22 protein-coding genes and 1 riboswitch are annotated in these 20,653 nt (G+C 42.6%); of the genes, 19 read left to right on the top strand and 3 right to left on the bottom strand.

The window, feature by feature from the left end; all coding sequences use genetic code 11:
- The first annotated feature begins 688 nt into the window (after positions 1-688).
- The 14 genes from sufC to yunB all read left to right on the top strand — a co-directional run bounded on the left by sufC (position 689) and on the right by yunB (position 13,956).
- Positions 689-1,474: a Fe-S cluster assembly ATPase SufC gene (gene sufC, locus CVD23_RS09835; RefSeq protein ID WP_101577286.1), complete on the top strand. Its 786-nt coding sequence runs from the start codon at positions 689-691 to the stop codon at positions 1,472-1,474.
- 17 nt (positions 1,475-1,491) lie between these two features.
- Positions 1,492-2,802: a Fe-S cluster assembly protein SufD gene (sufD, locus tag CVD23_RS09830; RefSeq protein WP_101577285.1), complete on the top strand. Its 1,311-nt coding sequence runs from the start codon at positions 1,492-1,494 to the stop codon at positions 2,800-2,802.
- Positions 2,802-4,031, top strand: coding sequence for a cysteine desulfurase (locus CVD23_RS09825; protein ID WP_101665888.1), 1,230 nt, complete (start codon positions 2,802-2,804; stop codon positions 4,029-4,031). Before sufD ends, CVD23_RS09825 begins: the two co-directional genes overlap by 1 nt.
- Positions 4,021-4,461, top strand: coding sequence for a Fe-S cluster assembly sulfur transfer protein SufU (sufU, locus tag CVD23_RS09820; protein WP_101577283.1), 441 nt, complete (start codon positions 4,021-4,023; stop codon positions 4,459-4,461). Before CVD23_RS09825 ends, sufU begins: the two co-directional genes overlap by 11 nt.
- A 119-nt stretch (positions 4,462-4,580) precedes the next feature.
- Positions 4,581-5,978: a Fe-S cluster assembly protein SufB gene (gene sufB, locus CVD23_RS09815; RefSeq protein WP_101665887.1), complete on the top strand. Its 1,398-nt coding sequence runs from the start codon at positions 4,581-4,583 to the stop codon at positions 5,976-5,978.
- Positions 5,979-6,103: 125 nt separating this feature from the next.
- Positions 6,104-6,216, top strand: a riboswitch (SAM riboswitch).
- A 137-nt stretch (positions 6,217-6,353) separates the two neighbouring features.
- Positions 6,354-7,472 (top strand): iron-containing alcohol dehydrogenase family protein, encoded by a 1,119-nt coding sequence (locus CVD23_RS09810; RefSeq protein ID WP_101665886.1) that lies wholly within the window; start codon positions 6,354-6,356, stop codon positions 7,470-7,472.
- Positions 7,473-7,493: 21 nt separating this feature from the next.
- On the top strand, positions 7,494-8,333 hold the full coding sequence (locus CVD23_RS09805) for a MetQ/NlpA family ABC transporter substrate-binding protein (protein WP_101665885.1): 840 nt from the start codon (positions 7,494-7,496) through the stop codon (positions 8,331-8,333).
- A gap of 24 nt (positions 8,334-8,357) precedes the next feature.
- Positions 8,358-9,389 carry a methionine ABC transporter ATP-binding protein gene (locus CVD23_RS09800; RefSeq protein ID WP_101577279.1) on the top strand — a complete coding sequence of 344 codons (1,032 nt, stop codon included), beginning with the start codon at positions 8,358-8,360 and terminating at the stop codon, positions 9,387-9,389.
- Complete coding sequence (locus CVD23_RS09795; protein WP_101665884.1) at positions 9,370-10,044, top strand: methionine ABC transporter permease; 675 nt, start codon at positions 9,370-9,372, stop codon at positions 10,042-10,044. Before CVD23_RS09800 ends, CVD23_RS09795 begins: the two co-directional genes overlap by 20 nt.
- 208 nt (positions 10,045-10,252) lie before the next feature.
- Positions 10,253-11,098, top strand: coding sequence for a DUF72 domain-containing protein (locus CVD23_RS09790; protein ID WP_101665883.1), 846 nt, complete (start codon positions 10,253-10,255; stop codon positions 11,096-11,098).
- A 46-nt stretch (positions 11,099-11,144) separates the two neighbouring features.
- Positions 11,145-11,270, top strand: coding sequence for a hypothetical protein (locus tag CVD23_RS22450; protein ID WP_257988261.1), 126 nt, complete (start codon positions 11,145-11,147; stop codon positions 11,268-11,270).
- A gap of 17 nt (positions 11,271-11,287) precedes the next feature.
- Positions 11,288-12,670 (top strand): bifunctional metallophosphatase/5'-nucleotidase, encoded by a 1,383-nt coding sequence (locus CVD23_RS09785; protein ID WP_101665882.1) that lies wholly within the window; start codon positions 11,288-11,290, stop codon positions 12,668-12,670.
- Between the two features lie 93 nt (positions 12,671-12,763).
- A complete protein-coding gene (locus CVD23_RS09780) occupies positions 12,764-13,066 on the top strand; it encodes a YunC family protein (protein WP_101577275.1) in 303 nt (100 codons plus the stop codon).
- 131 nt (positions 13,067-13,197) lie between these two features.
- Positions 13,198-13,956 (top strand): sporulation protein YunB, encoded by a 759-nt coding sequence (gene yunB / locus CVD23_RS09775; protein WP_101665881.1) that lies wholly within the window; start codon positions 13,198-13,200, stop codon positions 13,954-13,956.
- Positions 13,957-14,046: 90 nt separating this feature from the next.
- On the opposite strand, the gene CVD23_RS09770 is transcribed toward yunB, so the two are convergent.
- Entirely contained in the window at positions 14,047-15,009 is a 963-nt protein-coding gene (locus tag CVD23_RS09770) for a M23 family metallopeptidase (RefSeq protein WP_101665946.1), read from the bottom strand.
- 230 nt (positions 15,010-15,239) lie between these two features.
- On the opposite strand from CVD23_RS09770, the gene lipA reads away from it, so the two are divergent.
- Together lipA and CVD23_RS09760 are read left to right on the top strand one after the other, a co-directional pair.
- On the top strand, positions 15,240-16,157 hold the full coding sequence (lipA, locus tag CVD23_RS09765) for a lipoyl synthase (protein ID WP_101577273.1): 918 nt from the start codon (positions 15,240-15,242) through the stop codon (positions 16,155-16,157).
- A 229-nt stretch (positions 16,158-16,386) separates the two neighbouring features.
- The gene (locus tag CVD23_RS09760; protein WP_101665880.1) at positions 16,387-16,707 is read left to right on the top strand and encodes a YutD family protein; all 321 of its coding nucleotides are present in this window, start codon (positions 16,387-16,389) and stop codon (positions 16,705-16,707) included.
- 181 nt (positions 16,708-16,888) lie between these two features.
- Here CVD23_RS09760 and CVD23_RS09755 read toward each other — a convergent pair whose 3' ends face one another.
- Positions 16,889-17,155 carry a DUF3055 domain-containing protein gene (locus CVD23_RS09755; protein ID WP_101577271.1) on the bottom strand — a complete coding sequence of 89 codons (267 nt, stop codon included), beginning with the start codon at positions 17,153-17,155 and terminating at the stop codon, positions 16,889-16,891.
- A gap of 163 nt (positions 17,156-17,318) precedes the next feature.
- Between CVD23_RS09755 and hepT the strand changes: the two genes are divergently transcribed.
- Positions 17,319-17,756, top strand: a complete 438-nt coding sequence (hepT, locus tag CVD23_RS09750) for a type VII toxin-antitoxin system HepT family RNase toxin (protein WP_101577270.1) — start codon at positions 17,319-17,321, stop codon at positions 17,754-17,756.
- A 137-nt stretch (positions 17,757-17,893) separates the two neighbouring features.
- The gene (locus CVD23_RS09745; protein WP_101665879.1) at positions 17,894-18,658 is read left to right on the top strand and encodes a TIGR01457 family HAD-type hydrolase; all 765 of its coding nucleotides are present in this window, start codon (positions 17,894-17,896) and stop codon (positions 18,656-18,658) included.
- 86 nt (positions 18,659-18,744) lie between these two features.
- On the opposite strand, the gene CVD23_RS09740 is transcribed toward CVD23_RS09745, so the two are convergent.
- Positions 18,745-19,248, bottom strand: coding sequence for a phosphatidylglycerophosphatase A family protein (locus CVD23_RS09740; RefSeq protein WP_101665878.1), 504 nt, complete (start codon positions 19,246-19,248; stop codon positions 18,745-18,747).
- A 206-nt stretch (positions 19,249-19,454) separates the two neighbouring features.
- On the opposite strand from CVD23_RS09740, the gene yutH reads away from it, so the two are divergent.
- Positions 19,455-20,459 (top strand): spore coat putative kinase YutH, encoded by a 1,005-nt coding sequence (gene yutH / locus CVD23_RS09735; protein WP_101665877.1) that lies wholly within the window; start codon positions 19,455-19,457, stop codon positions 20,457-20,459.
- The last annotated feature ends 194 nt before the right edge of the window (positions 20,460-20,653 follow it).

The following is a 20,653-nucleotide window of genomic DNA, read 5'->3' as shown; positions in this document are numbered from 1 at the left end:
ATTTTTAAGCAATAAAGAGCTGAATGAGGGAGAATCACTCTCTCTCCTTATTATCCATAAATTAACGGTTTTATCGGCTTTGAGCGTGGTAAAAGAATAGTGTTAACATGAATTCGTGAGAAAAAAACGCGAAAGCGTAAAACCGAAAGGATGGATTCATTATCAGTCACTTACAGCTTAATTACACGAGTGAAATGGAGAAGGCGATGCACGGTGCTCACGGTGTAGGCTATGAAACTTACAGCAGAAAGCATGATGTTAGAATGGAAGTTGAGAAAAAACGGGAAAAAGATTATTTGAGAAGCCAGAGGATGGTTTCTGATTTGGAGAGAAAATTACACTCGTAAGATAATTGGATGATAAGGCAGAAAACCAGTGTTTAAAGGCACTGGTTTTCGCTATTTTTACGCTTTTGTCAATGGCTCGTCCCGAAAAAGATTCGATTACATGAAAACAAGACAGAAGGAAATCATATGAAAAGATGTTAAGTGGCCTTTAATGGACAAAAGTGTATCGATTCGAATATTATCCAGTTATTTATTTTTATAGAATTTCATCTGCAGTCAAAGAGTTGCTAACACTTTTCATTTGTTATAAGATTGTAATGAGAATAAAATGAGAATAGAAAAAGCTTTAGGCTTAAAAGCTGTTAGATACAAATTTTTCTTTTATTGACGGAGGTAATAAAATGGCAGGGTCAACATTAACAATCAAGGATCTACATGTTGAAATTGATGGCAAAGAAATTTTAAAAGGTGTAAACCTGGAGGTAAAAGGCGGCGAAATCCATGCGATCATGGGGCCGAATGGAACAGGTAAATCAACTTTATCTTCTGCTATCATGGGACATCCAAAATATGAAGTAACAAAAGGCAGCATTACGCTCGATGGCGAAGACGTCCTCGAAATGGAAGTGGATGAGCGCGCACGTGCCGGACTATTTCTTGCCATGCAATATCCTAGCGAAATTAGCGGTGTAACAAATGCTGATTTTTTACGTTCAGCAATTAACAGCCGTCTTGACGAAGGAAACCAAATTTCTTTAATGAAGTTTATTCGCCAAATGGATAAAAAAATGGACTTGCTGGAAATGGACCAAGATATGGCACAACGTTACCTGAACGAAGGATTTTCTGGTGGAGAAAAGAAGCGCAATGAAATTCTTCAGTTAATGATGATTGAGCCTAAGATCGCGATTCTCGATGAAATTGACTCCGGTCTTGATATTGATGCACTAAAGGTCGTTTCTAAAGGAATCAATGAAATGCGCGGCGGGGATTTCGGCTGCTTGATTATCACGCACTATCAACGCCTTCTTAATTATATTACTCCTGACCATGTGCACGTTATGATGCAAGGGCGCGTTGTGAAATCAGGAGGTCCTGAGCTGGCCCAGCGTCTTGAAGCAGAAGGATACGATTGGATTAAGCAAGAGCTCGGTATTGAAGACGAAACAGTTGGGCAAGAAGCGTAAGCGTTAGGGGGATCATAATGACGACTGAAACAAGATTACCGTTCGATCAGGAGTATGTGAACTCATTTTCAAAAGAAATGGGTGAGCCCGCCTGGTTGACAGAGAAACGCCTTGAGGCTTTGGCACAGGCTGAAATGTTGCCAATGCCCAAACCGGATAAAACGAAAATCGATAAATGGAATTTCACGAAAATCGGTAAACATATTGTCAAGAGCGAAGACTATGCTTCGTTGGACGAGCTTCCCGAACAAGTGAAAGTACTGATCGATCTTGAATCTTCAAATAACAATTTATACATTCAACGAAATAACAGACCGGCATTTTTATCTTTAACAAAGGAATTGCAGGATAGCGGCGTTATCTTCACAGATATATTTACGGCGGCCCGCGAGCATGGTGAATTGCTGCAAAAGTATTTTATGAATTCCGGAGTTAAAGCGGCTGAGCATCGCTTGACTGCTCTGCATGCGGCATTGATGAATGGCGGGGCTTTCCTTTATGTTCCGAAAAACGTTGAGCTATCAGTACCTGTGCAAGCGATCTATGTCCATGATGAGCCGGAAGCGAACTTATTCAACCATGTGCTTGTTGTCGCAGAGGATAACAGCTCGGTCACTTATGTTGAAAATTACGTGTCCACTTCTGATGAAGGGACTGGCGTCTTTAACATCATTACAGAAGTGATTGCGGGTACAAATGCTAAAGTTCAATACGGTGCAGTTGATAACCTGTCAAAAGGGGTAACGACATATGTAAACCGCCGCGGTGTGGCCGGACGGGATGCACGAATTGAATGGGCATTGGGCTTAATGAATGACGGAAACACGATTTCTGAAAATTTGACAAATCTAGTCGGTGACGGCTCGATTGGCGACACGAAAACAGTGGTTGTTGGACGCGGAGAACAAACACAGAACTTCACAACGACCGTTGTCCATTTCGGAAAGCATACTGAAGGATTTATTCTGAAGCATGGTGTTATGAAGGACAGTGCTTCCTCGATTTTTAACGGAATCGGAAAAATCGAGCATGGTGCGACAAAATCAAATGCCCAACAGGAATCGCGCGTTTTAATGCTAAGCGAAAAAGCACGCGGGGATGCGAACCCGATCCTGTTAATTGACGAAGATGATGTTACGGCAGGCCATGCAGCCTCTGTCGGCCGGGTCGATCCCCTTCAGCTTTATTATTTAATGAGCCGGGGTATCACCCAAAAAGAAGCGGAGCGTCTCGTTATTCACGGGTTCCTTGCTCCTGTTGTGAACCAGCTTCCAATTGAAGGAGTTAAAAAACAGCTCGTCAATGTTATTGAAAGGAAAGTTAAGTAATGAATATCGCCGATATTCGTAAACAGTTTCCCATCCTTGACCAGGAAGTTAACGGAAATCCACTTGTCTATTTGGACAGTGCAGCAACATCGCAAAAGCCTTACCAGGTGATTGAGGCATTGGATAAGTATTATCGCGAATATAATTCCAATGTCCACCGCGGAGTGCATACTCTCGGAACAAGAGCCACCGACGGCTATGAGGGAGCCCGCGAAAAGGTTCGAAAGTTCATCAAGGCAAAATCAACAGAAGAAATTATTTTTACTCGCGGAACTACGACCGCTTTGAATACAGTTGCAGCCAGCTACGGAAGGGCAAACCTTTCCAAAGACGATGAAATTGTCATCAGTTATATGGAACACCACAGCAATATCATTCCGTGGCAGCAAGTGGCCAAACATACCGGGGCAACGTTAAAATATTTGCCCCTTCAGGCTGACGGAACGATTAGCCTTGATGATGTAAGGGGCACAGTAACAGAAAACACGAAAATAGTCTCGGTTACGCACGTCTCTAATGTTCTTGGAGTAATGAATCCAATCAAGGAAATTGGCAAAATCGCTCATGAAAATGGTGCAGTGATGGTGGTGGACGGCGCCCAGGCTGCTCCGCATATCAACGTGGATGTGCAGGATCTCGATTGTGATTTCTTTGCTTTCTCCGGCCATAAAATGTGCGGACCAACCGGGATTGGTGTATTATATGGAAAAAAACATTTGCTTGAAAATATGGAGCCGATTGAATTTGGCGGCGAAATGATCGATTTTGTCGGCTTGTACGATTCAACCTGGAAAGAGCTTCCCTGGAAGTTTGAAGGAGGCACACCGATTATTGCCGGAGCTATCGGTTTGGGAGCGGCCATCGACTTTTTAGAAGAAATCGGCCGTGATCATATTGAAGCACATGAGCATAAGCTCGCCGCTTATGCCATGGATCAACTCGGGCAAATCAACGGATTGACGATCTATGGCCCCAAGGATCCCAAGAAGAGGGCAGGTGTTGTTACATTTAATATTGAGGATGTCCATCCGCATGATGTAGCAACAGTATTGGATGCAGAGGGAATTGCAGTTCGGGCAGGCCACCACTGTGCACAGCCGTTGATGAAATGGTTGGATGTATCGGCAACAGCAAGAGCGAGCTTCTATTTGTATAACTCTGAAGAAGATATTGATAAGCTTGTAAAAGGCCTTGTCAAAACAAAGGAGTATTTCAGCAATGTCTTTTAATAACTTGGATACCCTTTATCGCCAAGTAATCATGGACCATTACAAAAACCCACGCAACAAAGGGGTTTTAGAAGACGGAAGCTTAACGATTGATATGAACAACCCGACATGTGGAGACCGAATCCGCTTAACGCTGAAGGTCAATGACGGGATTGTGAACGATGCGAAGTTTGAAGGGGAAGGCTGTTCAATTTCGATGTCTTCCGCTTCAATGATGACCCAGGCAATCAAAGGGAAGCATATTGACGACGCAATCAAACTGTCCAAAGTTTTCTCGGAAATGATGCAGGGTAAAGAAATACAAGATGATGACCTTGATTTAGGCGATATCGAAGCCTTGCAGGGAGTATCGAAGTTTCCAGCACGAATTAAATGTGCCACACTGGCTTGGAAAGCGATGGAAAAAGGCTTGAACGAAGACAGACTTTAACTAAGCGGCCCCGGAATTTCGATGAATGTGCGAACATAAACTTTTAAGACCGTTACGGCGGATAAAAAGAGTGGAAGGGAAGAAGTTCCCTGTCCATCAAAGAATGGAGGAATTCGACGATGGCTAAGAAAATGCCCGAAATTGGTGATTATAAATATGGCTTTGCCGATAAAGACGTTTCCATTTTCCGATCAAAGCGTGGCTTAACGCGTGAAATCGTGGAGGAAATTTCTAAGTTAAAGGATGAGCCACAGTGGATGCTCGACTTCCGTTTGAAGTCTCTTGAACAATTTTACAAAATGCCAATGCCGCAATGGGGCGGGGATTTGGCTTCATTAAACTTTGATGAAATTACGTATTATGTAAAACCGTCCGAAAAAACGGAACGTTCATGGGATGAAGTACCTGAGGAAATTAAACAAACCTTTGATAAATTGGGAATCCCGGAAGCTGAGCAGAAATATCTTGCCGGTGTTTCTGCCCAGTACGAATCAGAGGTCGTATATCATAACATGCAGGAAGATCTGGAAGCACAGGGGATCATCTTTAAAGATACAGATTCTGCCCTAAAGGAAAATGAAGATATTTTCCGTGAGCACTGGGCAAAAGTAATTCCGCCAACAGATAACAAGTTCGCAGCATTAAACTCTGCAGTGTGGTCTGGTGGATCATTTATCTATGTTCCAAAGGGTATTAAAGTCGAAACTCCGCTTCAAGCCTATTTCCGGATTAATTCTGAAAATATGGGCCAGTTTGAGCGGACATTGATCATTGTTGATGAAGGTGCACACGTTCATTACGTTGAGGGCTGTACAGCACCTGTTTATACAACAAACTCTCTTCATAGCGCAGTTGTTGAAATTATTATTAAGAAAGACGCATATTGCCGTTATACAACAATTCAAAACTGGGCAAATAACGTCTATAACCTTGTTACAAAGCGTGCTGTTTGTGATGCCAATGCAACGATGGAATGGATTGACGGAAACATTGGATCAAAATTGACGATGAAATATCCTGCTGTCATTTTAAAAGGCGAAGGCGCCCGCGGCATGACATTGTCAATCGCGTTGGCAGGTAAAGGGCAGCACCAGGATGCCGGTGCGAAAATGACCCATCTTGCGCCAAATACTTCCTCAACGATCATTTCGAAGTCAATCTCGAAACAAGGCGGTAAAGTAACGTACCGCGGTATCGTTCACTTTGGCCGTAAAGCGGATGGAGCGCGTTCAAATATCGAGTGTGATACGCTGATTATGGATAATAAGTCGACTTCAGATACGATTCCTTACAACGAAATCTTAAATGATAACATCTCATTAGAGCATGAAGCGAAGGTTTCAAAAGTGTCGGAAGAACAATTATTCTATTTGATGAGCCGGGGCATCTCCCAGGAAGAAGCAACCGAGATGATCGTAATGGGCTTTATCGAACCGTTTACAAAAGAATTGCCAATGGAATATGCAGTTGAAATGAATCGCCTGATCAAATTCGAGATGGAAGGCTCTATTGGTTAATAACTGTTCCGCCTGTCAACTGACGGGCGGTTTTTTTGTGATATCAAAAAAATGTCGCGATTAAAAAGTTCTTGACGAATAAAATAATAATGATTAAACTGACTATAACAATTTAATGAGCAAATCTCTTATTCAGAGTGGTGGAGGGACTGGCCCTGCGAAACCCGGCAACCGTTCTTGTCAATAGATGAGAAAAGGTGCTAAATCCTGCAAAACGCTATGTTTTGAAAGATAAGAGAGGATGATCTGTCATTTATTATGATTTCATGCCTCTCTTTTATCAGGGAGGCATTTTTTGTGTTTAAACAGCTCATTTAAAGTAAGTCAATGCTGGGCTAACCTTTTATAATGAGGTGATCTTTAGGGGGATGAGACATGGAAGCTATTACTGTACAAGGCGCCCCGATGCAGTATGAATGTGGGCAGGGCGCTTTGGAAAAACTCCCAATCTATCTTCAGGCTTTAGAAATTGAACGCGTTACTGTTTTACATGGGAAAACTGCCTTACAGGCGGCTCAACCTTTTTTAACAAATGAGAAGACAGAAAATTGGGAGTATATCGAATTAACCGGTCCTTGCACAGAGGGAATGACGGATAGACTTGCCAGTGAATTGCAGGGCAAGTCAGATGCAATTATCGGGATTGGCGGAGGCACGATTTTAGATATTGCGAAGGCAGTTGGTTATAAGGCGAAGCTGAAAACAGTGTTAATCCCGACCGTGGCGTCAACTTGTGCGGCGTGGACACCCTTGAGTGTTTTTTACAATCAAGCGGGTGAATTTTCGCATTACTCGATTTTTCCGACAGCGACAGCACTTGTGTTAATAGAGCCGGAAATTATCGCGAAAGGGCCTGTAGCTTACTTAAGAGCCGGTATTGGCGATACGCTTGCCAAGTTTTATGAGGCAGAAGCTTTACTTGAATCTTTTTTTCAAAACGAGTCATTGCCTGTTGCGGTTCAAGTCGGCAGGGAAGCAGCTGAACTTTGCAAACAAATTTTGCTTAAAGACGGCCGGGAAGCAATTCAATCATGTGAGAACCAGCTTGTTACCGCCGAGATCACTAGAGTAATCGAGGCTAATATTTTAGCAGGCGGGATGGTCGGCGGCTTTGCCGGAAAATATGGGCGGGTTGCCGGTGCACATTCGATACATAACAGTTTAACAGCCGTCAAGGAAACTCACGCATTCCTTCATGGCGAAAAAGTGGCCTATGGAATTCTCGTTCAGCTTGCAATTGAGTGCAACTGGAAGGAGATAGAACAACTCATCCCTTTTTATGTCGAGACAAAGCTTCCATACCGGCTAAAGGAATTTTCAATTGATCCTGAAAATAAGCAAGTACTTGCCTTCATTATTGGTAAAGCATTAAGGGAATCAGAATCAATTCATCTCATGAAGCAGACAGTTTCCGAACAGAGTCTCCTTGAAGCTATTTGGGGGCTCGAAAAATTTGCTGAAGACTTTTTGAATCGATCAAAAACAAAAAAATGACCTTAAAGGAGATAAGTTAACATGAAAAAGTTTTTAACGATTGCATCACTATTATTATTGTTGTTGCTTGCAGCGTGTGGCAGCAAAGAAGGATCATCTGGCGATAAAGATAAAGCAGCTAACAAAGAAACAGAGCTGAGTGAAGAAAAATTAGTTGTCGGAGTAACAGCTGGCCCACACGAACAAATTCTTGAAAAAGTAAAAGAAGTTGCTGAAGCTGATGGCCTTGAGGTGGAGTTGAAGGTATTCAATGATTATGTAATGCCGAATATGGCTTTAGCAGAAGAAGAGATTGATATTAACGTATACCAGCATAAGCCATACCTGGATCAATTTAAGAAAGACCGCGGTCTTGATCTGACTGAAGTTACAGAGGTTGTTAACTTCCCGATGGGACTTTATTCTTCAAAAGTGAAAGATCTTTCCGAAATTAAAGATGGCGCAAAGATTGGTTTGCCAAACGACCCAACAAATGGTGCGCGTGCGTTAATTCTTTTTGAACAAGCAGGCTTGATCAAATTAAAAGAGGATGCAGGCGTAAAGGCAACACTTAAAGACATTGAAGAGAACAAGCAAAATCTTGAATTTATCGAATTGGAGGCAGCGCAAATCCCTCGTCAATTAGAAGAATTGGATGCAGCGGCCATTAATACAAACTTTGCTGTTGAACACGGCTTTACTCCGGCAAAAGATGCCATTGCGATCGAACCGAAGGATTCTCCTTGGGCCAATGTCATTGCTGTCCGGACGGGAAACGAGGATGACGCTGCAGTTAAGAAATTCGTTGAATATTATAAGTCGGATGAAGTAAAGCAATTTATTGAAGAAACCTTCTCCGGGTCTGTTATCGCAGCCTGGTAATGAGCGTTTCAAAGGAGTGCTAGCATGATTGTTTTAGAAAATGTTTCCAAAACATTTGCCGTTAAACAGGGAAAAATTGATGCTTTAAAAAACGTCTCACTTGAGGTAAAAAAAGGTGAAATCTTCGGGGTGATCGGTTACAGCGGAGCAGGCAAAAGTACGTTGATCCGCTGCGTCAATCTTCTTGAAAAGCCAACAGAGGGGACAGTAACGGTAAATGGTTTGAAACTGACTGAACTTTCACCAGGAAAACTAAGGGAATCACGCCGAAAAATCGGCATGATTTTTCAAGGCTTTAATTTATTAAAAACGGCAACGGTCTATGATAATATTGCGATTCCTTTACGATTAACAGGCCTGAGTAAAAAACAAGTTGATGAACGAGTTTCAAAGTACTTAAACATTGTTGGTCTCGCGGAAAAACAACATTCCTACCCTTCTGAATTATCAGGCGGACAGAAGCAGAGGGTGGCGATCGCCCGCGCCCTGTCCCATGAACCTGAAGTGCTGTTGAGCGATGAAGCAACAAGTGCGTTGGATCCCGATACAACAGAAGCGATTCTTGATTTGCTCCTCAAGATCAACCGTGAACTCGGGATTACAATTTTGCTGATTACCCACGAAATGCATGTCATCCAGCGCATATGCGACAAGGTTGCAGTAATGGAAAACGGAAGAGTGATTGAAGAGGGGAAAACTGCCCAGATTTTCAGTGCTCCACAACAGGAGACAACCAGGAAATTTGTAAACAGCTTGTTTTCTCATAAGATTCCGGAAAATGTTTTCGACCATTTAAAAGAGACGGGTCATGTGTTTACTTTATCTTTTTTCGGCATATCTTCAGAACAACCGGCTCTCGCTCTTGTCAGCAAAAACTTCGATATTTTTCCGAACATTTTGTCCGGTTCGATTACCCAGCTGAAAGAAGAGCCTTTCGGACAGCTTCTTGTTCACTTGCAAGGTGAAGATGAAGAAATCAAGAAAGCAGTTGATTTTTTAAAAAAGCAGGGTGTACATGTAGAAGGGGTGAGTGAGCATGATTTCACGAATCAATGAATTTCTTGATATGTGGGGCATTGACATCTGGCAGGCAACTTTGCAAACCTTCCAGATGGTCGGGATATCATTGCTCATCTCGATTTTAATCGGTCTTCCGCTCGGGATTTTGCTCGTTTTAACCCGCCCGGGAAAAAGCCTTGAGAATCGCTACATTTACCAAGTGTTAAATGTTTTGATCAATATCATCCGGTCGGTACCGTTTATAATTTTACTGTTCTTTATTCTTCCGTTCACTAAGTTGATTGTCGGGACGACGATCGGTGTTCAGGGAGTGATTGTACCGCTTGTCGTTTACACGGCTCCATATATTGCAAGATTAATGGAAACAGCGCTCCTCGAAGTTGACAGAGGTGTGATCGAAGCATATGAAGCAATGGGGATCGCGACAAAAGATATTATCTGGCATGTTCTTGTAAGGGAGTCGCGGTCATCGATTATTCTTGGCTTGACGATTGCAACAATTGGCTTAATTGGTGCAACCGCAATGGCAGGCCTTGTTGGCGGCGGCGGGTTGGGCGATCTTGCTTACCGGTTTGGCCACCTTCGATACGAAGCAGATGTAATGTACGTAACGGTCGTTATCTTAATTATCCTCGTTCAAGGCCTTCAATCACTTGGCAACCGGGTGGCAGCGAGGCTGAAAAAAGATTAACAATAAAAACACATCGGCAATTCTTTTGCTGGTGTATTTTTTTGTCTTTTTCAACGGGTTTAAAAGCAACAGAAATTGGGTAGAAAATGGAATTCTCCATATGTGGGAGATGTTAAAATCCGAATGATGAAGAATTTATATTACTCGAACAGCCAAATTTTTCTAGCAGAAAAGAATATGCTATTATTTATTGTATGGAGGTGTATCCATGATCATCATCGGGTTAACGGGCTGGGGAGACCATGACAGCTTATATAGCAGCCATACTTCTTCCCGTGACAAATTAAAAGAGTATGCCGGTGTTTTTCCAACTGTCGAAGTGGATGCTTCATTTTATGCTGTACAGCCGATCCGAAATGCTGAGAAATGGGTGCAGGAAACACCAGATTCGTTTCGGTTTATTGTTAAAGCATATCAAGGGATGACAGGCCACCAGCGCGGGGAAATCCCATTTGAGAACAAACAAGAGATGTTTGCTGCCTTTCGGGAATCGCTAAAGACTTATCAATCGGCAAACAAGCTGGCGATGACACTTTTTCAGTTTCCGCCATGGTTTGACTGCAACCGGGAAAACGTTGATTACCTGCGCTGGTGCAGAGAGGAAATGCGCGATATTCCCTGTGCTCTTGAATTCCGTAACCAAAGCTGGTTTCAAGGAGAATTACGTGATAAAACGATTGAATATATGAAAAATGACGGATGGATCCACAGTATTTGCGATGAACCACAAGCGGGACAAGGTTCGGTGCCGACAGTATTAACGGCAACGAACGACGAGCAGGTGCTGGTGAGGTTTCACGGCAGAAACGTCCATGGCTGGAATCAACGCAATGGCCAAAATTGGCGCGAGGTTCGTTATTTATATCGCTATAATCAGCAGGAGCTTAAGATCTGGGCAGCATGGCTGAAAGATTTAGAAACGCAATGCCGCGATGTGTATGCGATCTTTAACAACAATTCCGGTGGAGATGCGGCTGATAATGCGAAACAACTTATAGATATATTAAATATAGAATACGATGGATTGGCACCACGGCAGCTTGACTTGTTTTAAAAAAAGGATGACAATTTCCGGGAGCGGGCAGGGTGGAACGCGGAGTATGGGCTGGCGCAAAATTAGAAGCTTATGCCATATAAAATTGCAATGCAGCACGCTCGTCCCTGTGCTGGGAATCATTTTGATTATGATCGGAACCCGGCTGGTATTAGAAGGACTAGTCGGTTAGTAAAAGAGGTTGATAAAATGGAATACATTCATATTTACCATACAAATGATCTGCATAGCCATTTCGACCATTGGCCCCGCATTCAACAATTTCTCACGAGCCGGAAAAAGCTTCATAGCGAGCAGGGGGAAGAAGTGTTATTATTTGATATCGGAGACCATGCAGACAGGTGGCACCCATATACAGAAGGAACGCGTGGAAAAGGAAATACAGAGCTACTAAACAGGGCGGGATACGATGCTGTAGCGATCGGTAATAATGAAGGAATCACCTTTTCCCATGAAGATTTGGACAGCTTGTACGAGCAGGCTGATTTTGACGTTCTGGCCGCCAACCTTTATCGGAAAGATGGAACCCGGCCAGACTGGGCCAAACCGTTTACAATTAAAACGACAAAATCCGGTACCCGGATCGGGTTGATCGGTTTAACAGCGTACTTTTCGCATTTATATGAATTGCTCGGTTGGAAGCTTACCGAACCGCTTGAAGAATTAAGGAGACAGGTGGAGGTGCTGAAAAACGAGACAGATCTAATCTTCATTTTATCCCATCTTGGACTCCATGAAGATGAAAGAATCGCCAGAGAGTTCCCGGAGGTTGATATCATTCTTGGGGCACATACCCACCATGTGTTACATGAAGGGAAAACAGTCGCTGGACGTCTATTATGCGGTGCCGGGAAGTATGGTTTTTATGTCGGCCAGGTGACGATTGAATTTAGTCCTCAGGGAAAACAAATCGTACAAAAAACAGCGCGGTTATACGATACGAATGAGCTCAGTCAAGCCGATCAGGAACAACAATGGGCTGAAGAACTTTTTATTCAAGGAAAAGAGCTGCTCAATAACACAGTTACAATCTTGCCTGAGCCGATTCACACAGATCACTTTAAGCCGTCGCCTCTGCCGCAAATATTGGTTGAGGCATTAAGAGAATGGTGCAAGGCAGATTGTGCATTCTTAAATGCAGGTCTATTGTTGCATGACTTGCCGGCGGGACCGTTAACTGAATATGACTTATTAAAGGTTTGCCCCCATCCAATCAATCCATGTGTCATTGAATTGTCCGGAAGCGAATTAAAGGAAATTATTAACCAGACCTTCGATGAAAAATGGCCCCACCTGCAAATAGTCGGTCTCGGCTTCAGGGGCACGGTGATGGGAAGAATGGAATATGACGGAATTTCAATTATAGTACATAAAGGTGTTAAGAAAATTTATATTCAAAATCGGGAAATTAAGCCGGACGCTTTTTATAAATTGGCAGTTCCTGATATGTTTACGTTTGGCCGACTTTTCCCGGGACTCTTTCGCGCTGAACATAAAAAGTATTTTCTCCCGGAATTTCTGCGGGATTTGCTCGGCTGGAAGCTCGCCGAACTGCATCGGGTAACAGAATAAGTAAGCTCGTTTAAGAAACTCCTGCCATGATACACGCTTTTCCATTCTTATTCATAAAGTGTAATGAAAGGGATAGAAAAGGAGTGTGTGAGTATGATCGAATTATCGCCGATTGAGATTCAGGGGCAGACTTTTCTTGCTATGTCAGTAAGACTGCCAAAAACGAACCTCCTCGCTGTAATGAGCGATAAAGGATATATTATGTGCGGTGCCCTTGATGTGGCCTTGCTCAATGAAAAGCTGGCAGATCGAAAAGTGATTGCCGGGCGCGCGGTCGGAGTCAAGACAATTGAGGAGCTTCTGGAGGCTCCGCTGGAATCTATCACTTTTGCAGCGGTCGACCTCGGAATTCGTAAAGGCATGATTGGGAAAGATGCATTGCTGAAGATGGTTTGAGGCGGCCGACAAGACTGGCCGCTCTCTTTTTTTAGTTGGAAAATGACCTGTTTATACTGAACCACTATTAACAACTAAACTTTCATGAAAGCGTGCAATGGACATATATATTGGGTAAGGGAGGGTTTTTTGTGTTCAAACCTAGAAGAAGAACCTTTAAACAAGGTCCTTTGCCGTTTAAGTATGTATTTATGATCAGCTTTATTATTTTTATTGGCTGCACATTCTTTAGCTTAATTATTATAAATAAAAATATTGAACCTGCCTTAAAAAGCATTGCTGAAACAAGATCGCGACAGTTCGCAGCGCAGGCGATAAATGATGCAATTTCCAATACGATTGTTAAACAAGTTGACATCGAAAAATTGATTATTTCCCGTGAGGTTGGGGATGAGGCAATTATTAGTTTTAATCCCCAGATGTATAGCAAATTGATAGCTGATACGACAATCCGTGTTCAGGAATACTTGGATCTGGTAGAGGCTGGTGAACTTGAAAAACTTGAGGCTTTTAAAAAAGACGAGGATATTGATTTTACTAAATCACAGGAGCAAAAAGGAATTGTCTACAATATTCCGTTGGGGATGGCAACAAATGTTACCCTGCTATCAAATTTAGGGCCGGAAATACCGGTTCGTTTTGAAATTATTGGTGCGGTAACTTCCGATTTAGAAACCAAATATATCGAGACGGGAATCAATAACACGATCGTTGAGGTCTATATTAAGGTGAAGGTGCATATGAATGTCATTATCCCGCTGTTGGAAAATGAAATAGAAGAAGTGGTATCTGTTAAAATAGGGGAATACTTCTACCCTGGAAAAGTACCTCAATTTTATAACAATGGCGGTAAGGGCGGAGGTCCTTCGATTGAGCTGCCTTCTAATTAGATGCGATGTAAATAAGAGATGACTGCGGTCATCCGGCAGTCATCTTTGCTTAAGTGCTATCCGGTAGATAAACAATCCTTGCCTAAACTATTATTTGTGTTTCCGCGCCTTTTGGCGTTCCTGTCTTTCCCATAGTTTTAAATGGGGGTAGGGATCATATGACCATTCTGTATAACCGTTATCCTTGTACATGCCATAGTGTAAGTGTGGCGGGAATTTCCCGGATGTTCCGGGAGGTCCATAGCCCGTGCTCCCGACTCCGCCTATGACCATGCCCGGTTCAACGATTTGGCCAACCTGCAAGTCCTTCGCAAACCCGCTCAAATGGGCCAGGTAGTGATAATTGTTGTTAATATCCCGTATACCAATCCGCCAGCCTCCATACCTGTTCCAGCCTTTCATCTCAATGATCCCGTACGATGTAGCACGAACAGGCACGCCGTAACCTGCAAAGATGTCAGTGCCTTCGTGGATGCGCCTGCCTCCCCAGCCCCGTGCATCGCCCCAAGTATTGCGGTAGCTGTAACTGCTCCTTAATGGGACTGGAAAGGCATGGGATTCAAGGTCGAGACGGCCGAAGTGCTTATAAATTCTTGCTTTTCCAATAATGATACCAACTGTTTTATCACGCTTATAGTAATTCCAAAGACCGATTTTAAGATTATCATGGTCGACCCCATATGATAGAAGATAATTGGCAAAAGCATGGAGAACATCTTCATCATTTTTAAAGCTTGCCTTACCGTCACCATTTCCATCGATGCCAATTCCATCGAAAAACTGAATTGAGGCCGGGTTTTCATCCGTAAGGTTAGGGTTCAGCAAGCCTGCCCATTCTTCAGGCCGAAAATAAATACCGATAGCACCATCAGCTTTTGGCAGATCCCGCCTCGATTGGCGAACATTTCTTTCGTATTGGTCGATCGCTGCTAAATAATACCACGGAATGTTTGTCGTGGCTTCAACCTTTTTGTACAATTCCATTCGAATTGCATAAAAATCTGGCTCCTCGGCATTCACGGCCAATGGTGTGCATAGTTGCAAAGCCAGCATAAAAACGAATGGAATAATCAAAATAAACCGCACTGGAATCCTCCCTCCTAATTCATCTACTTGTTTAGTTTGTGAGGAAAAGGAAAATTAATATATATCAATTAATGGTAATCGGAAGCTGTTCAACTTGTCCTGCTTATGTTGAATATGTTAAAGTGACAAGTGAATACGTATCATGACACTTTCGATGATGTATTTTTGTAATGCTTTAAGTGATTGGAGTGGGACAATTGAGTAAGAAAGAAGAACATTTACGTAAGCCTGAATGGCTTAAAATAAAGCTGAATACAAATGAGAATTATACCGGGCTTAAAAAAATGATGCGGGAAAAAAGCCTACATACTGTTTGTGAAGAAGCGAAGTGTCCAAATATCCATGAGTGCTGGGCAGTAAGAAGAACGGCCACGTTTATGATCCTCGGGGATACTTGTACGCGCGCCTGCCGGTTTTGTGCAGTCAAAACCGGTTTGCCGACAGAGCTTGACTGGAAAGAGCCGGAACGGGTTGCTGATTCCGTCAGTTTAATGAATTTAAAGCATGTCGTTGTAACGGCAGTTGCCCGTGATGATTTAAAGGATGGCGGATCTGCCGTTTTTGCGGAAACCGTTCGAGCGATCAGAAGAAAAAGCCCGTTTACGAGCGTCGAAGTTCTTCCTTCAGATATGGGGGGCGTTCTTGAAAACTTAGCGACGTTAATGGATGCACGCCCTGATATCTTAAATCATAACATCGAGACTGTACGGCGCCTGACACCAAGAGTACGGGCAAGGGCGACCTACGAGCGCTCACTTGAATTCCTGCGGCGTGCAAAAGAATTGCAGCCCGACATTCCGACAAAGTCAAGCTTGATGATCGGACTTGGTGAAACGAAAGAAGAAATTGTTGAAGTAATGGATGACCTGCGGGCCAATCATGTCGATATCATGACGATTGGGCAATATTTGCAGCCCACCAAAAAACATTTAAAGGTTCAAAAGTATTACCATCCTGACGAGTTCCAGGAATTAAAGGAAATAGCGATGAGCAAGGGCTTTAGCCATTGTGAAGCAGGTCCATTAGTGCGCTCTTCCTATCATGCAGATGAGCAAGTGAATGCCGCTGCGAAACAAAAGCAGCTCTTCGGGGAAACGACTGCCCAGCAAGCATAACGAAAAGAGTTCAGCATTTGCTGAACTCTTATTTACATCGAACAACGTGTTCATTTTGCATATAATCTTACAATTTGTCGGTTTATCTTAGTAATGGTTGTGCAAGCCGAGATTTCCTCTAATGCTTATCCGGGGTTATAATGGCCTGCGAGTTCGTTTTTTCGCTTAGTAATTGTCGGTCAATCAGTTATAATCAAATTAAGGACATGGAAGATAAAGAGGTGAAAAAATGATTTGCATTAATAATGTTTGTTATGAAGTCGTTGAAGAACAACGGGATGGTTTTAATGAAGAAGCATTTCGTGCCAGATATAGTGAAATATTAGCAAGGTACGACTATATTGTGGGGGACTGGGGGTACGGCCAGCTTCGGCTCAAAGGTTTCTTTGACGACCAGAACCAAAAAGCCTCATTCGATACAAAAATCAGCACTTTAACGGAATACCTGTACGAATATTGTAATTTCGGCTGCCCTTATTTTGTTGTTAAAAAGATGAAAAACCAAAAACTAGCTGAAGCACAATCAGATAACTCTGTCATAGACGGTTAGCTATATGTAATTTTTACAATATAATAAGCTGAACCGAAAAACGAATGAAGTAGTCTAAAAAAACAGAAGTATGCCGCAGGAAACGAATAATGCTATCTTAATTTTATATAACCGTTCGTTTTTCAATTATATGCATGCAAACAAGAAAACAGCCGGGCTATAAAGCGTGGCTGTTTCATCGTTATAACAGTTCAAATAAAAAAGAACGAAGTTCGGCCGCGTCTTCCTCTGAGAGCTGAAAGGCATGCTCCAAATATCCCTCTTCATCCAGATCGTCCTGGCCAATGATGGCAAACCGGCTTCCCTGCATATCAAGGACAAGCGACTTTCCGTAATGGCGGTCAGTTTGCGTGATTGCTAAATCAAAACGTGTATTTTCTCCCATAAAGCTGACGAACCTCGTTTTTGTTTCCTCTGTATCATCGTATAAAAAAAATCGCTCTGCCATCTATTATTCCTCCGAATTCGCTATTGTTTTTTACTCAATCCCTTTTTCTATATAATAGCAGGCAAAAATATCTATTTCTACATGTTATGATACAATATGGATAAACAAAATCGACATTTAAGAAAGAATAGTTCATTTTACAGCAGGACAAGGAGGAGAAAAAGTGTATTTTGTGGACAGGGAAAAGATCGACGAAATACTGCGATATTTGGAAAGACAAATTCGCCTTTTTGAAGAAAAAGACAAATGGGAAGACCCGCTTGAGCAGGCAGCGTTAGAGAGGTTAACCCATACAATGATCGAAGCTTTTTTAGATGTAGGCAATGCGATGATCGATGGATTTATAATGCGTGATCCGGGAAGTTATGAGGACATAATCGATATTCTGGCAGATGAAAAGGTGATCACTGCCGAAATGAGCAGCATCTATAAAAACATCCTGACATATAGGAAGATGCTCATTCAAACCTATACGGAAATTGATCATGATGCTCTGAAATCCACTTTCCAAACACATATAAAGGTTTTAAAACAGTTTGCTCCGTCAGTACGGGCTTATTTGCTGAATGAACTTGGGCCGGTATCAGCCTTTAAAAACTAACAGCGTTCATTTCGGGACCACTGATTGGTCCTTTTATTTTTGAAAAAAGCATCAAAATGAGATAGTGAAGTATTGCACAATTTTATATTTTTTAATAATATGAAAGATCGGGTATCATATAGTTGGGAGTGACAGACTTGAAAAAATATAAAGGCTACTTAATTGATTTAGACGGCACGATGTACAAAGGGACAGAGTTGATTGAAGAAGCTGCAGTTTTTGTTAAAAAGCTGCGCGATAACGGTATCCCTTATTTGTTTGTAACAAATAATTCATCACGAACTCCAGCCCAGGTCGCTGAAAAACTGACGGCCTTTGGCATTCCTGCCGAGGAAAATTTAGTGTTTACAACAAGCATGGCAACCGCGAATTATATTTATGAACAGAATAGCAACGCATCTGTTTATTTTATCGGTGAAGACGGACTACGCACCGCGCTTGAAGAAAAAGGATTTGCTCTGGCAGGGGAGGATGCAGAATATGTGGTCGTTGGCCTTGATCGCTCAGTCAACTATGAAAAACTTGCGATCGGTTGCTTAGCAGTCCGGAACGGGGCCACGTTTATTTCAACGAATGGTGATATTGCTTTGCCGACTGAGAGAGGGTTCCTGCCCGGCAATGGTTCAATTACGTCCGTAATTACGGTTTCAACACAAACGAGGCCGATTTTTATCGGCAAACCGGAATCGATTATTATGGAGCAGGCCTTAAAGGTAATTGGAACCAGGATGGAGGAGACATTGATGGTCGGGGACAATTATGACACCGACATTCTCGCAGGAATAAATGCCGGAATGGATACACTGCTTGTCCATACGGGTGTAACGACAAAGGAATTACTGAAAAACTGTCAGCAGCAGCCCACTCACGTAGTGGATTCTCTCGATCAATGGGAAATATAAAACTAAGAAACCCTGCCTCAATTTTAGTGGCAGGGTTTCTCTATCGAAAAAAAAACCCGACATCAGCAACACGGGGAGACGGGGATTTATTCAGTGTTCGCTGCGCTATGGGCGAGTCGGCTTGAAGCAGCAGCAGCTATCGCCCCAACAATATCATCCAGGAAAGTATTGCATTTTCCCGTTGATTTATCGTTTAGATGCTTTAAAATCCCTGGTTTTAGTTTATCGATGTATCCATAATTCGTAAACCCGATTGAACCGTAAACGTTAATGATTGATAATGCCAATATTTCATCGATACCATAAAGGCTCTCATCTGTTTGGATAATGCTTAGCAGGGGGTCATCGAGCAGTCTTTTTTCAGCCAGTACATCCAATTGGATGCCGGTCAGAATCGCATTTTGCACCTCCCGTTTCGAAAGAACCCTCTCGACATTCTCAATGCAGTCATTTATATCAAGGTTTGGAAGGTACTGTTCCTGGAGGAAAAATACAAGGTCTGCAATGTCCTTGATTTCTACCCCTCGTTCATGAAGCCATTTGCGGGCTGTTGTTTCGCTCACATCGGTTACTTTTTTTTCTTCTTCCATTTTCTCACCTTTTCCTGTGATTTTTCTCTATATATATGTTTATCTATAATATGCGTTTTTGAACTAGGGTCTCCTCCTGAGTACAAATTCTGCAAGTGCCTTTTTTCATCATCTCCTTAAAAGATATCCTTATTCGGCATACTCAACAAGTTTTACAGATATCAGGCATATATTGAAAAGAAAATCACCAAAAAGGGGGAAACGAATTGCTTCAGCGAATTATCGAGCAGCAGTATGGGATTAGCGCGGACGAGGAGCTGCAAGTTGGCGATTATAAAGCTGTTAAAAAAAATAACGAGCTGTATTTTGTAGTGCCTTCCAGCCTTTCACAGGAGGAATTGGCAGAGCTGGACCAAATAGCCCGGCATTTAATCAGCGCTGGAGACCGATATGTTTCTGCGTTGGTCAAAACAAAAACCGGGCAGTTCGTTTATGAATCGGGAGGGACGCCGCACTGCCTGCTTTTTTACCGGCAACGTGAAACGGACAGGCAAATCAACATTGGCCGAAAGCTGGCTAAGTTCCATGTTCGTGGACGATCATTACCGTTTTCAGTTGAGAAGATCAGCAGGATCGGGCAATGGAAGCAGCTGTGGGAAAAACGTCTGGAGCAGATGGAAACCGTGTGGAATGGTAAGTTGATTCACCAGCCTGATCATGAATTCGATGAATTGTTTTTGGATTCCTTCCCTTATTATATGGGTTTGACAGAAAATGCGATCCAGTATTTAGTTGATACCGAAATAGACGAACAACCGACTGGTGCTGATGGCGGCACAGTCTGCCATGAAAGATTCTCGGAAACAACATGGCGAAAACCATTGATCAAAAATCCCTTGGACTGGACATTCGACCATCCAAGCCGGGACCTTGCCGAATGGACAAGGAATCACTATTTTCATCATACGCAAACGTACCAGCCGGGGTTGAAGCAATTTTTACAAAATTATCAAACGATCTCCCGCCTTTCACCTTTTGCCTGGCGACTTTTATACGCAAGGATTTTATTCCCTCTTCACTACTTTGATTGTGTGGAAAACTATTATACATCATCCTCAGAACAACAGAAGCATTTGCTGGAGGATCGTTTCAACAAGTATTTATCGCAATCGGGCGAATACGAACGCTTCCTCGGTGATTTCTATCAGCTTGCAGAAGTTCCAGTCCGCAGGCTGAGTATTCCTGAGCCGGAATGGCTGAAAATTCATTGATGCAACACTTCTCGACACTGCTTAAAATCATTTAAAGTCCGATCGGTTTAGCATTGTGAAATTTACTCGAATAGAATAAAAATATTTTTTTCATTGATATACCTGCATGTAAAGCGGTTACACACAAAAAACAACAACAATTCGCTATTGTAAAACTGCAACAACCAAATTATAATGTCTTTTATATATAAACA

Origin of the sequence: Bacillus sp. V33-4, assembly GCF_002860225.1 — a bacterium.
GTDB lineage: Bacteria > Bacillota > Bacilli > Bacillales > Cytobacillaceae > Bacillus_BJ > Bacillus_BJ canaveralius.
The sequence above is the reverse complement of the archived record's forward strand: the minus strand, read 5'-3'. Positions and strand labels throughout refer to the sequence as shown.